General features: G+C 34.9%; 10 protein-coding genes and 1 pseudogene. 4 read left to right on the top strand and 7 right to left on the bottom strand.

Going from position 1 to position 13,649, the window contains the following annotated elements:
• Positions 1-36: 36 nt before the first annotated feature.
• Both CWR45_RS16320 and CWR45_RS16315 read right to left on the bottom strand, forming a co-directional pair.
• Positions 37-1,404, bottom strand: a complete 1,368-nt coding sequence (locus CWR45_RS16320; RefSeq protein ID WP_245975443.1) for an extracellular solute-binding protein — start codon at positions 1,402-1,404, stop codon at positions 37-39.
• Positions 1,405-1,800: 396 nt separating this feature from the next.
• Positions 1,801-2,604, bottom strand: a complete 804-nt coding sequence (locus CWR45_RS16315; protein WP_115750910.1) for a DUF6574 domain-containing protein — start codon at positions 2,602-2,604, stop codon at positions 1,801-1,803.
• Positions 2,605-2,967: 363 nt separating this feature from the next.
• Between CWR45_RS16315 and CWR45_RS16310 the strand changes: the two genes are divergently transcribed.
• The 4 genes from CWR45_RS16310 (at position 2,968) to CWR45_RS16295 (ending at position 7,954) form a co-directional block, all read left to right on the top strand.
• Positions 2,968-3,408 (top strand): hypothetical protein, encoded by a 441-nt coding sequence (locus tag CWR45_RS16310; RefSeq protein WP_115750909.1) that lies wholly within the window; start codon positions 2,968-2,970, stop codon positions 3,406-3,408.
• A gap of 29 nt (positions 3,409-3,437) precedes the next feature.
• Positions 3,438-5,249, top strand: coding sequence for a zinc ribbon domain-containing protein (locus CWR45_RS16305; RefSeq protein WP_115750908.1), 1,812 nt, complete (start codon positions 3,438-3,440; stop codon positions 5,247-5,249).
• A gap of 360 nt (positions 5,250-5,609) precedes the next feature.
• Positions 5,610-6,065, top strand: coding sequence for a chemotaxis protein CheX (locus CWR45_RS16300; RefSeq protein ID WP_115750907.1), 456 nt, complete (start codon positions 5,610-5,612; stop codon positions 6,063-6,065).
• A 131-nt stretch (positions 6,066-6,196) separates the two neighbouring features.
• Entirely contained in the window at positions 6,197-7,954 is a 1,758-nt protein-coding gene (locus CWR45_RS16295; RefSeq protein WP_115750906.1) for a methyl-accepting chemotaxis protein, read from the top strand.
• A gap of 471 nt (positions 7,955-8,425) precedes the next feature.
• On the opposite strand, the gene CWR45_RS16290 is transcribed toward CWR45_RS16295, so the two are convergent.
• The 5 genes and pseudogenes from CWR45_RS16290 to CWR45_RS19930 all read right to left on the bottom strand — a co-directional run.
• Positions 8,426-9,136: a transaldolase gene (locus tag CWR45_RS16290; protein WP_115750905.1), complete on the bottom strand. Its 711-nt coding sequence runs from the start codon at positions 9,134-9,136 to the stop codon at positions 8,426-8,428.
• 1 nt (position 9,137) lies between these two features.
• Positions 9,138-10,544: a PTS ascorbate transporter subunit IIC gene (locus tag CWR45_RS16285; protein ID WP_115750904.1), complete on the bottom strand. Its 1,407-nt coding sequence runs from the start codon at positions 10,542-10,544 to the stop codon at positions 9,138-9,140.
• An 18-nt stretch (positions 10,545-10,562) separates the two neighbouring features.
• Entirely contained in the window at positions 10,563-10,847 is a 285-nt protein-coding gene (locus tag CWR45_RS16280) for a PTS sugar transporter subunit IIB (protein WP_115750903.1), read from the bottom strand.
• An 18-nt stretch (positions 10,848-10,865) separates the two neighbouring features.
• Positions 10,866-12,938: a BglG family transcription antiterminator gene (locus CWR45_RS16275; RefSeq protein WP_115750902.1), complete on the bottom strand. Its 2,073-nt coding sequence runs from the start codon at positions 12,936-12,938 to the stop codon at positions 10,866-10,868.
• 335 nt (positions 12,939-13,273) lie between these two features.
• A pseudogene (locus CWR45_RS19930) lies at positions 13,274-13,549 on the bottom strand (cell wall-binding repeat-containing protein); the annotation flags it as partial.
• Positions 13,550-13,649 lie beyond the last annotated feature (100 nt).

The raw sequence follows: 13,649 nt of genomic DNA, 5'->3' as shown, positions 1-13,649 counted from the left end.
GCCCCTAATCCTCTAGTTAAATATAATATTCAATGATTAATTCGCTCTCTCCAACACATCATTCGCATAAGGTGTTAAACTCTCTAATGCTTCATCAAATGTTTTAACACCATCTAACACTTGATCAATTTCTCCATTCATACCAGAACCCTCTGCCGCACCATAGCCACGCCATTCTGACCAGCCCGGTGTATAAGAATTTCGTCCGATAAGTTCACCTTGTTCTAAAATAATTGATTTGTTAGCTGGTTTTTGATCATTTTCAAGCCATGCTTCACTTTCTGCAGTAGCCTTATAAATAGGTACTTTTCCACCTGCAAATTCTTCAACTGAGCGTTCTTCCCCAGTCATAAACTTCACAAACTCCCAAGCCATATCAGCATGTTTGGTTGTTTTAGAGATTGCTATATTGTCAGGCCAGCCATATGTAACGTCTTCTGACCAGTTATTCCCTCTTGGTACAGTTGCAATATCCCAATCAAATGCATCGCCAATGATGTCACGGTTATTTGCAATATTCCAAGACCCATCAACCCACATCGCTACTTTTCCAGTTGGGAATAGATCTTGCTGGTTCGTACCCTCTACATCTTTTGGTCTTGGTGAAACTTTATGTTCCGTCGTTAAATCGGTTAAGAATTTTAATGCTTCTTTTCCATTTGCATCGACAACAAATTCTGTCTTATCTTCATTTAAAATGTCACCATTGTTTTGATAGATCCATGGCTCAATTTGCGCATAGCGACCATAGAACCAGAAGCCATATTGATCGGTATTTCCATCATCATTTGTATCTATTGTTAATTCTTGTGATGCGTTTAAAAACTCATCCCATGTCCACTCATTTGTAGGGTATTCCAACCCAGCTTCATCGAACATATCTTTGTTGTAAAATAGAACCGTTGATACCCATGCATAAGGGAATGCATACATATCTCCATTTTCTTTATCAGGATATCGAACAGCATTAAAAACATCTGTAAAATAGTCTGCTTCATTCAGATCGGCATCAATATATTCTTGCAGATTCAATAGAAGATCCTTGGACGCCCATTCATCTACATATCCAGAACTCATGTCTAAGACGTCGGGAGCATTTCCAGATGCTGCCATCGCACTAACTTTTGGCCAATAATCAGTTGGTTCATAGCTTTGTAATTCAATCGTAACGCCAGGATGCGCTTCTTCAAATTTCTCTATTAGAGCTGAATTTGTTTCTTCCATTGATGGATCCCAACTAAAATAAGTAAGGTTAATCGCTTCAGATGCTGAAGCTTCTTTATCGTCTTTGCTTCCTGCGTTAGCTGCCGAGTCTGCTCGTCCTTCATCAGAATTATTTCCACATGCTGCCAAAAAACCAATTACAAAAACGAATAAAACTGTCATGCCAATCCATTTTTTCATTTTCTATTCCTCCAATTTTAAAATTGAAATACGGGCCATTCAGCTAAGAAAACTTGGTTGCACTTATGTAGCTAGAAAATCATGATTTCTTCTTAACTACCAAAGATAAAACAGACAATTAATAGATATTTCTAAATAGTAATATCCCCTCCCCATTATGATATTTCTTTCGGCAATTAATCAAATGAATTGATTAACTATCTATATTTATTATAGGTGCCATTTATTAAGTACGTATGAATGTATTATTAAGATATTATGAAGAATCAGAAATATAAATAGACTCAGGCTAATAAGAATCCCTTTAACAGGATCTCCCATATCCAAACTCAACTCCATAAAAAAAAGACATAATAAGCAGATTAAATCTGCTTATTATGCCCTCATCCTCGCTACCTACCAAACATAATATAATAGTTCTTCAATATCTTCCAACAAGCTTGATAATAGCGCATCACTTAAGATATAGGAAATAAAGCTGATTAAAACGATTGTTGCCAGACTAAGATAAACCTTTTGTCCATTTGCATTGATTTTTGATACTTTTTCAAATACAAATAAGACAGGTATAAATGTAAATGTAAATACAAGAGATATTAATAGCGGTATAAATGTTAATTGGTATGATCCAATTAAGCCTCCGAGCATTGCAATTACATTTAGTGCAGTGAATGGTACAATAATTGAACCGTATTGAGCGATAATAATTTTAAATGAGTCCTGGTTTTTGGCTAGCTTTATCATTGCGAAAGCACTTCCGAAAGTAATAACAAATGTTATAATGACAGAAACTACAATCCGTGAAACTAATGCAAAGAATGGGACAGATTCTCCGAAAAAACCACCAAATGAACGCATCACTGAGTTTGTAAGAAAGTAAATACTTAATGAAAAGATAATAGCGTATAATGCCAATGTTATTAATCCATTTAGATAGTGTTTTTCATTGGATTGAAATGCACGTGTAGGGTTTTTAACTAAGCTTAAAAAATAAGACCAATACTGACTTACCCCACTTTTAATTGCTGATGCAGTCGGTTGAGACTGGGACTCCAATACTGCAGCTCCTTGACTTAATGCAGAGTGTTCGATACTCTCACTCGATTGCTCTTCACTTCTAACTTGCTGAAGCGCTTCTCCACAAACTCCACAAAATTTACCACTCTCTTGATGATTGTTACATTTTGGACAAACTAACATGATGAATTCTCCTTTATGTATATTAAACCTTCTTGTTCATTTCACATCTCTTTATGACATAACAAGCTGGTGAAGGTTTCTTACATTTCACTACGATTATGTAATTCTATCTTACTACTACTTATTAACTACCAGATTGATTATAGCAAAACTTTCCATATATTAAAGCAGATTTTATCAAATTCAATTAAATGTTTTAGGATAATCGAATCATTTTAAAATAAATAATAGTCATAAAGTCTTAACAAATCTATTCTAATAATCTATAATACAACTTATTGAAATGAATGACTTTTGTTTTAGTATTTTTTTAGTTATTAATTTCAAAATATACATACAACATGAAAACATCAGGAGGACATCATGAAAAAAAGATTTACGGCATTATTTTTACTTATTATTTTAATTTTAAGCGGATGTACGAGCCAAGGTGCTGTGGGAGCAGTTGAGGACATGTACAAAGCAGCCCTAAATGGAGATGGGGAGCAAATTGATCAGCTATTTTCACAATCTGATGAATACAATAGTTATTATTTAGACGAACTTATGGATGTATTATCTTCTACAGTTATGGACCTCAACGGAATCGAGAATATGAATATCAAAGAGGTAAAGAGAAACACACTGACAGAAGAAGCAATTGAAGGTCTGGACAATGACCTTGGCGATAAATGGAATTTAGTTGGCGTGCAATTGGACGAGGATTATTTATATGTTTGGGTATTGAAGGAAGTTAGTGGTGAGTATTTTGTAATTTATGGGGAAGATTTTGATCAAAAAGAGTTTGAGGAAATGCTTAAATAATAATTATCTAAAAAGAGGGATTATCACGTATGGATAAGTTTTGTAAAGAGTGCGGGGGTTCAATAACCGATTCCTTAAACTTCTGCCAGCATTGTGGACATAAACTGGAAGTAACGAAGGAACAGCCTAAGGAAGCTGCTGTCAATCGTGTTAAACAGCCAAGAAAATATACTAAAAAGCAAAAGATAGTAATGAGTTCCATTGCCGCTCTATTAATTATCTTCGCTGGCTTTTACATATGGGGAAAATCATATACTTCTCCTGAAAATACCGCGGAAAGATTTGTTACTGCATTAAAAGATAAGGATTCGAAAGCTGTACAAGACCTAACGATTTTAAATGGTTCATCCATTTCAAAAGCTGAGGCTAAGGCCCTCATCTCACTGGCAAAAGAAGGAAATGATTATTTTAATCTGGATACTAGTAATCTAGCAGCTTTTTCAACTGATAATCAACTCTTTAATATCAGCGAGAATGGAAAATGGCTGGGGATATTTACTCGTTACAGCGTTTCACTAATACCCCAATATGCAGCAGTAAATATACCATTCGATGGTGTTGTGAGTACATTTAATGGAAAGGATTTCCCAATCGTAGAAAGTAATGAAAATCAAGTTGTCTATGGACCAATGGCTCCTGGCAGCTATAAGCTTAATAGCAGCTTTAGTGGGGAATATACAGAAGTCGAATCTGATGAATCAATTATTCTAGCAGATAGCTATAGTGATTGGGTTTCTCATAATGTTGAGCTCGGAGCAGCTTATGTAACATTGGAACTTTTCAATAATCATGGTATACCAATAAAAAATGCATATATTACATTAAATAAGAAAAAAATACCATTCGATGAAAACCTAATGATTGAATCCCTTGGTCCATTGACTCTTGATGGGTCCGTCAAAGTCACGCCAAATGTCGAGACGGATTGGGGAGAAGTCGAATCAGAAAGTATTGCGTTGGAAGATACTTATTATGAGATCGGTGCGAATACATTAAGCAAGACACTGATGGATGAATTGTCAGATGCCATTCTGTTATATGGTGAAGAATATGCCAAGGCAAATGCTTCCTATGATCAGAGTTTGTTCACCAATATTACGGATGATATGAGAGAAACCTTCCAATCTAATTTTGATTATTATAAGGGGGAAGGTGACTATTTCTCAGGACAATTGGATTCAATTGAAGTGGATTTCAATGATTTAAGATTCGATAGTGATCAGCATATTTCTGTACCAGCTAAGTTCTATTTCACCTCTGCGTCTCACAGGGAAGGTGAGGAAGTAGAACTCGGCGAGCGAATCGATCACTGTAATGTTGAAATAGTTTTCGATTCAAGCAGTAATCAATGGCTTATTAATTCTAGCTATTCTGTTGATAGTTGGTTCGGTGATACTTTTACTGCAACGAAAACACTGGAAGGCTCGCAGAAATTGTATAACGCTTCGAAAACAGCTGTATCAACTGATGATGAAGTAGAAGCATCAAGTACAGCAGCTGGCAATGATATTGAAGAAGTAACTTTAAATTATGTTTATAAGCTGGTCGAAGCTATTAATGCTAATGATTACGAGATTGTCCGTCCATATATAAAGGATGGAAGTGCACTAAATAAGATGCAAGAAGAACTTGTTGATCGATTATATGAAAGTGGAATGACGCAAGAAGTCATAGACGCCTCTATTTTTAATATAGAACAATCAGATGGTAAATGGATCGTAACAACGATTGAAACAATTAACCTAATATATGAAAGCGGCGAAGTAGAAACAAAGGATTATTCTTGGGATTACACAGTGGAACAAAACGAAGATGGCACTGTTCTAGTAGACATGGAATAAGGAGCTTGAAGGTTGCAATCCAATATTTAATATAAGAAAAGGCACAACTGGCAGATTTATTTGCTTGTTGTGCCTTTTTTTAGCTTTTATAATAATTTTTCCCAGGAATACGGTAACCACTTTCTCTTAATTTATCAAATTTGTTGTATACGAATTCAATAATTATAAAATTACTTCTTTTTATCATCTGCTTCATTGCCAAAATATGAGACCGATATAGTATAGGTAATATTTACCAGTCCCTATCCCTTGATTAATTGTCTTCTAAAACACTATTTAATAATAGTTATAGTAGAGATTGCAATTGTACTGAATGACGATAAATATACGTATTTAATAATGAAAGGAGGAGTTTAACAATTGACAATAGAGATTAATGAAAGAAACCGAACCATTACAGATTTATTGAACGCAACATATACATCTTTAAAGTCAATAGTTCCTAATAATTATCAAATGAGTAAACCTCATTTAATAGGCAAGCACTTAAAGATTAAATTTGGACTATTGATTGGATTATCAAGAGATATTAAAGGCAGTTTAATTTTATCCGCTGATAAAGTGGTTTTCAGTTCTATAAGCCATGTTTGGTATGCAATTAGAAGGAGAAATCCTTCATCATTTAGTGGTGAATTAGGCAATATGCTTGCAGGGAGAATATCAACTACCATTATAGAGAATGGTATTCAAACAGATATTACGGCTCCCACAATTTTGCAAGGAAACACCACGTTATCAGGCTATGAAAGGGCTATTCATATGACTGCCGTATTCGATAATATCGGTGAAATGGATATCTGCTTACTACTTAATTGATAATAGCCGATGGAATTAGTAAATATTAATTCAGCCGTTATTGAGACTATTCCTAAAATAAAATAAGGAATAGATAAAGTTTTAAAAAAACAAAAATATAAATCTTGAACGATATAGAAAGGTGTTAAATAATGAAATTTAAATCACTAAAAATTAATTCATCTATTAAAGCAAAATTTATTAGCATATCGATACTTCTATTGATTATCCCAATGTTGGTTTTAGGAATGGTAAGCTATCAAAATAGCGCGAGTAGTTTGGATGAACTCGGTAGGACGAATTTAAAAAACAGTGTGGAATTTACCCTTGAGATAATTGAAAGATATAATAAAGAGGTAGAAAATGGCAATATGCCTTTGGAAGTAGCGCAAGAAAATGTAAAGGAAATAATTTTAGGCGAAAAGAATGCCGATGGAATACGTCCAATTAACCCCAACATCGATCTGGGCAAAAATGGGTATATGGTTGTATTTAGTCAAGATGGAACACACCTTGCACACCCATCCGTAGAGGGATTAAATGGTTGGGACGAGAAAGATCACAATGGCACAAAATTTGTACAGGAATTAATTAAAGCAGGAAATAATGGTGGTGGATTTACTTATTACGATTGGGCTTTACCAAATAATGAAAGTCAGATTGAACCAAAGGTAACATATTCAAAAACAGATCCACATTGGGACTGGGTGGTAAGCACTGGTACTTTTATGATGGACTTTAACCAACCAGCCAATGAACTATTAAACATCATATTAATTGTAGCTGGAGTTACATTAATTGTAGGAGTCTTCGTTGTCTGGGTATTTGCTAACAAAATTTCTAATCCAATTAAAAAAGTAACCGAACATATGGAACATCTTGCAAAAGGTGATTTAACCCAGAGTGAAATTCACATCAAATCCAAAGATGAAACAGCTCAACTTGGCGATGCGTTGAATCTCCTACAAGGTAATTTGAAAAAAATCATCTTGAATGTTTCCAATACTTCAGAGACTCTTAACAGTCAAAGTGAAGAATTGACTCAATCAGCAAATGAAGTTAAGGCTGGATCCGAACAAGTTGCAACAACCATGCAAGAGTTAGCAGATGGTTCTGAGACACAGGCTAATAGTACAAGTGATTTAGCATCTGCTATGGGTACATTTACCATGAAAGTACAAGAGGCGAATGAAAAGGGAGAGCGTATAGGAGATAATTCGATGGATGTCATAAACATGACAAAAGATGGCTCAGAGTTAATGAAAAAATCGATTCAACAAATGGAAAGAATCGACCAAATCGTACAAGATTCTGTACAAAAGGTACAAGGTTTAGACAAACAGTCTCAAGAAATTTCTAATTTAGTAACGGTTATTAAAGATGTTTCAGACCAAACTAACCTTCTTTCACTAAATGCCGCAATTGAGGCTGCACGGGCCGGTGAACATGGAAAAGGTTTTGCCGTTGTGGCTGATGAGGTACGAAAACTAGCAGAGCAGGTATCTGATTCAGTTACCGACATAACAGACATTGTAACAAATATCCAAAAGGAAACCAGCCTAGTAACAGATTCATTACAAGGTGGATATAAAGAGGTTAAACTAGGAACGGAACAAATAGAAGCAACCGGTCAAACTTTTGGCAATATAAGTGAATCAGTAACAGAAATGGTAAATAATATTACAACTATATCAGAAACCTTATCTGAAATTACTGCTAATGCACAAGAGATGAATGGATCTTTAGAAGAGATTGCATCCATATCTGAAGAGTCTGCTGCAGGAATCGAGCAAACATCTGCCTCGTCACAACAGACAAGTAGCATTATGGAAGAGGTAGCTGGAAGTTCGGAACAACTTGCAAAACTAGCAGAAGAGTTAAATGAATCTGTTAGACAATTTAAAATATAATTACTGTTTTTCTTAGTTTTACAGGTAGTTTGATTAAGTTCATCAAACTACCTGTATTAATTTTTTTGAGGACAACAGGAGTGTAAAAGATTGTATGCAAATGCTTCTGTGAGAGATAAAACGAATCTTATAAATTATAAACAATTTTTTAAAAGAGATTACTCCCCCGCTGATTAATTCAAAACTGGATAATCCCTAGTTAGTGAAGTTAGCACAGGAATGCTCATTAGACAAAGAACTTCACTACACAGGGAGAATCTTCCTTAATATGGAGGAAATTGGATTTGATTCTTGTGAAATAATACAAAATAGAAAGAGGTCTATTCAATTTATGATTTGATTAAATGCCTCATTTGCGTTCGCTTGCCTAAGATTCATCACAACATTAATCCTACTTAATAATGTGCATATTTGCATAAAGAACGAAAATCCAATCGTGTCAACTTGGTGACTGGATTTCCTTATAGAAGATTATATGATAGAAAACCCTAATTCTTTACTATCTTTACTAAACATTTGAACCGTTTCTAAAGAGATTTGCTCCAAACTTTTCCCTACATTTGGTAATTTATTCAATATTTCCTGTGTGCATGTAATAATGTCACATTCACATTCTTCTGCCTGGAAAATATTTAACAATTCTCTCGAACTCGCCCATAATAATTCAGTTCCTTTTTTTTGTTTACAAACTTGTGCAGCTTCTTTCATAAGAGGGATAGGATCTATTCCAGAATCTGCAATTCTACCTGCAAAGACCGAAACAATATTGTTTGTACCCTCGGCAAATGCAGCTACAGTTTCCCTAACTTGTTCCATAGTTAAAATTGCAGTAACATTAAGCGAAATTCCCTTTTCTGACAAACTTTGTATTAAAGGAAGGGATGATTCTCCAATTGAATTACTAATCGGGATTTTCACATAAACATTTTCTCCCCAACTGGCAATTTTTTCAGCTTCCTTCTCCATAATCTCAAAGTCATCTGAAAAAACCTCAAATGATATTGGCATATCCGGAATTTTATTTATCGCCTGTTTAGCAAATGTTTCATACTCTGTAATCCCTGCTTTTTTCATTAAACTTGGGTTTGTAGTGAAGCCCTTTATCGTCCCTCTCTCGTATGCATCTACCATTTCTTCAATAACTGCACCATCTGCATATAATTTAACTCGTAAATTTTCCATATTAGGCACCTCTTACTTTTCTATTATCTTCGTCTTCAGTAGTATAGTTATTTAATGCCGCTGATTTAGTTTTTACAAAGTTAGGAATAACTAGCGCTAAAAGAACGATAAGCAATATTGCGTAGATACCAGCCATATTTAGTGCATTACCAGCTTGACCTATTAAAATTCCAAGCACTGTAAAGTCAAAATCACCAAAGGTTGTGTTAGCAAATCCTAACTCTCCTAATACTGGAAGCAACATTGCAGGCAGGAATGTTATCGCTAAACCGTTTACAAAAGAGCCAATGATTGCTCCTTTTCTTCCGCCTGTCGCATTTCCATATATACCAGCAGTTGCACCACAGAAAAAGTGTGGAACAAGACCTGGAATGATTAGTACTCCACCGGCAAACCCGAGGACAACCATCCCTATCACACCACCAATAAAACTACAAACAAAACCGATAATTACTGCGGTTTGTGCATAGGTGAAAAATACAGCACAGTCAACGGCCGGAACAGCATTTGGAATAATTTTTGTTGCAATTCCCTGAAATGCTGGGATTAGATCTGCTAGAATCATACGAACCCCAGCGTAAACAATAGCAACCCCAACTGCAAATTTCAAACCAGCCATTGCAGCAAATAATAATGGTGAAGTTCCATTAGATAATGTCGATACAAATTCCGGTCCAGCAACAATTGCTGATATTACATAGAAGAAAATCATAGTAATTGCAGTTGCAATCGTTGTGTTTCTTAAGAAACTCCACTTTTCTGGTATATCGATATTTTCTGTATTATCACTTGGGTTACCCACCTTGGAACCTACCCAGGCTGATAAATAGTAACCTAGACTTCCAAAGTGTCCCATAGCAACTTCATCACCATCAGTAACCTTTAATGTGTACTTTTGCCCTATTGCAGGTGAGATTGCACTCCAAGCACCAAGTAAGAATCCTCCTATGATAATAAGTTGAGCACCTTCTAAACCAGTTGCTCCTAATACTGCAGAAAGTAAACATGCCATAAAGAAACTATGATGCCCCGTTAAAAAGACATATTTATATTTTGTAAAGCGAGCAATAACAATGTTTAAAACTAATCCAAGAACTAGAATTGACATTGTTTCTACACCTAAAAGCTCTTGGGCTGCAGCTACAACTGCTTCATTATTAGGAACGACTCCTTGGATATTAAAACCATGTTCTATCATTAGCCCAAGTGGAGCTAAATTTTCAACGATAAAAGCTGCTCCAGCACTTAACATGAGATAACCGAGTATAGGACCTAAAGTACCCGTTAATATTTTATGTCCAGGGCTTTTCAATGCAACTAAACCAACTAATGACATAAGACCAATAAGAAGAGCTGGCTCTGATAAAATGTCTTTTAAAAATTCCAAAGTCCCAGTTAAAAGTTCCATTTAACAATTCCCCCTTATTTATTTCTGATTTGCAGCTTCTTTCAACGTATCTAATACATCCTCTTGTATTTTTTTCTTATTAATATAGCTACGGACAACCGCCACTTTCTGTTTTTGGTCAAATTGGGTAGCCAATTCTTTAACAGTTACAATTAGATCACATTTTTGACCTAAAGCAGCATTGAAATCAGAAGACTCTACTGATGCACTGATTCCATTTTCCCTACAAATTTCTTCAACCTTCATTTTTAACATGAGGCTACTGCCAATCCCATTTCCACATACTGTTATAATACTTAACATGTAAATTCCTCCCTCATCTTAATAACTAAATTCTTCTATAAACGGAAGAATCTCTTCCTTACGATTAACCCCAATAATTTGATTAACAATAGATTCATCTTCAAGTAATTCAGACAACTGACTAAGTGCCTTTAGATGCATTTCGTGATCTATTGCTGCAATAACAAAGATTAGATTTACATCCTTTTCTTTATCTTCTTTTGAAAAAGAAACAGGATTATTTATCTTTAAGAGACTCATGCCAATTTTATTAACACCATCTTCTGGACGCGCATGAGGAATAGCCACTTTGGGCGCTAATACAATGTAAGGACCTATTTTTTCGACATTTTCAATCATAGCGTCTACATATTTTTCCTCAATCGATTTGTTATTCAATAGGGGCTTGGCGGCAACTCTAATAGCTTCATGCCAATCGTTCACTGCTTCCGTCATCTGAATTGTTTCACTAGTTAGTAAATCATTTAACATTGGCTTAATCCTCCCCAAATCTTTGACGGTCGATCCCGTTAAAATATCATTTACTGCCTGATATAGTGCTTTCTCATTATGAATTGTTGTAAACTGCTTTATTGCTTTCATGAGTTCATTTACTTTTGGTAATTGCAAATGTTTTTGATATAGCAAAATATTGACTTCCTGAATAATTTTTGATTTGTCTAACGCAGTTAAAATCGGTGAAACGATAATCAATGGTTTTTCTGTCTTAATTGTTATGGTAGAAATAATAAAATCGATTTCCACTTCCGAAGTATTTTGATACTCACGCGGTGATGTAACTCTAACAACCTCTACTTCAGGGATTAAATTTTCCATTTGTTTTTTGAGCATATAAGAAGTGCTTACACCATTAGGACATATGATGATACACCTTTTTCTCCTATATTGTAGTCCCTGATTTTTTATAAAGGCACCAAAATGAACTGTAATATACCCAATTTCATCCTCTGTTATTGGGACCATTAATAGTTCCTCAAGTCGACTTAATGATTTCTTTACTAATACAAATAAATCAAAATACTCCTGCTTTATTTTCTCTAAATGGGGATTCGTGATAGGTATATTGAATTTCATCCGGTAATAAGCCGGCTTCAAATGCAAAAATAAAGCTATTTTCGCATCTTCACTATTTGTAAAAGTGACACAAGCCATTTTCTCAAAATCTGATATTATTTGATCAATGATGCTATATAAATCACTGCTGTCGTCATTGGTAAACATTCTCTCATGATAACTCGTATTGAGGCCCAATAAATGCATTGATAGATAATAGATTTCGTCGTTAGGAACAGGGAATGATAAATTTTTCAGCAACTTCTGTGAAGCAAGATAGGCATCTGAATTTCTAAGTGCATTTATTATTTCACTGGAAAGTAAGCAACCATTGCCATTCTGCATTCTAAAAGTTAGGAAAAGAAAGAAGATGGTTAACTCCAATAACTGATCATCAACAAATGAAACATCTAAATCCTTTTCGGCTTCGATCATCATGGAATAAGTAATTTTATAGATTCTTTGAAATTCGCCTGCACCACTCTGGTCATCATATACTTGCTCTAGTAATTGAACTCCATTTGGAAGTTGAAGAATATGCGAAACATACTTAAAAGCAACTGAACGAATATTAAACTCATTCCCTGTTAGATTGTATCCATCTTGACGGTTGTAAGTAAGTTCAATATCATTCGTATCAATTTCCTCTTTTAAAAGCTGTATATCGGATAAAACTGTATTCCTGCTCATTTTTATTAAGTTAGTAAAATGGTTAACTGAAAGATAATCATTTTTAGCAAAAATCTTTATAAAAATGAGCCTCATTCTATCGTCCTGGGATGGTAAATAACTGAACATATCTACCTCAGGGAGCAATTCATAAATCTTTGATCGTACCTCTGGGTTCACAACTATACCCTGCTCACGAACATTTTCAATAGTCGGGAGATTATTACTATCCAACCAATCATTAATTTTTTCTAGATCATAACTAACTTGTCTCCTTGTACAATTTAGTTTTGTAATGAGCTGATTAATTGTAATGATCCTGTTGGATAAAATAACATTTAGTAAATTAGCGGCCCGCTGGTTTAACATTACGTTATTCCCCCTTATTCACATTATACGTTTTCCTATAAATGATAACGCTTTCTTTTAAACCTATTTTGGTAAACATACTTGAACAAAATTGGGTTCATCATGTTTGGTAACTAGAAACTTGAACAAAAATACAGTCCTCGCTTATAACCAAATATTAAATGAAAAATTTTTATTTTGATCTCATAATGCCACTTTTCATATTAGATGCTGGGTACTGCATCTAATATGAAAATCTGATCCATATTCCCATAAAAAACCACACCCCCAATTGTCAGTCTCTATAACAATCGGAGGTGCAGTTCCCTAAACTCTATTCCTACTTTATTACCCTCTTACGGCAACAGCTTTCTCAAAGCATTCTCCACATCTTTACTTACAGCTACTTCTCCACCAAAGATGGATAGACTATCTGCTTTTTGTTTCTTAATATAGTTTGATAGTGCAGCTGGAACTTGGTTATGAACGAGTAAAATTGTACTGTCGTCCTTCGCTGCGAGCACTGCTCCAGTCAATGCATCCGCATAGTTCTTCCCTGTTGCTACATATAAATGTTTGCTTGCTACTCCGAAATGTTCAGAGATGGCAATATTTGTGTCATAGCGGCTGCGACCACTTAATCGAGTTGTGGTACCGACCCCCGAAAGTTAGAGTAGAAAATCTAACTTTCGGGGGTGTTATTATGGCGAAATATAGTGAAGAATTTAAAAT

Origin of the sequence: Oceanobacillus chungangensis (assembly GCF_003369565.1) — a bacterium.
Taxonomy (GTDB): Bacteria; Bacillota; Bacilli; order Bacillales; family Amphibacillaceae; genus Oceanobacillus; species Oceanobacillus chungangensis.
Note: the sequence above shows the minus strand (reverse complement) of the source record. Positions and strands in the feature narration are given on the sequence as shown.

Excerpts from the sequence above, each read along its gene's own strand:
- CWR45_RS16320 (WP_245975443.1), bottom strand. The coding sequence starts at position 1,404 with ATGAAAAAATGGATTGGCATGACAGTTTTATTCGTTTTTGTAATTGGT.
- CWR45_RS16315 (WP_115750910.1), bottom strand. The coding sequence starts at position 2,604 with ATGTTAGTTTGTCCAAAATGTAACAATCATCAAGAGAGTGGTAAATTT.
- CWR45_RS16310 (WP_115750909.1), top strand. The coding sequence starts at position 2,968 with ATGAAAAAAAGATTTACGGCATTATTTTTACTTATTATTTTAATTTTA.
- CWR45_RS16305 (WP_115750908.1), top strand. The coding sequence starts at position 3,438 with ATGGATAAGTTTTGTAAAGAGTGCGGGGGTTCAATAACCGATTCCTTA.
- CWR45_RS16295 (WP_115750906.1), top strand. The coding sequence starts at position 6,197 with ATGAAATTTAAATCACTAAAAATTAATTCATCTATTAAAGCAAAATTT.
- CWR45_RS16290 (WP_115750905.1), bottom strand. The coding sequence starts at position 9,136 with ATGGAAAATTTACGAGTTAAATTATATGCAGATGGTGCAGTTATTGAA.
- CWR45_RS16285 (WP_115750904.1), bottom strand. The coding sequence starts at position 10,544 with ATGGAACTTTTAACTGGGACTTTGGAATTTTTAAAAGACATTTTATCA.
- CWR45_RS16280 (WP_115750903.1), bottom strand. The coding sequence starts at position 10,847 with ATGTTAAGTATTATAACAGTATGTGGAAATGGGATTGGCAGTAGCCTC.
- CWR45_RS16275 (WP_115750902.1), bottom strand. The coding sequence starts at position 12,938 with ATGTTAAACCAGCGGGCCGCTAATTTACTAAATGTTATTTTATCCAAC.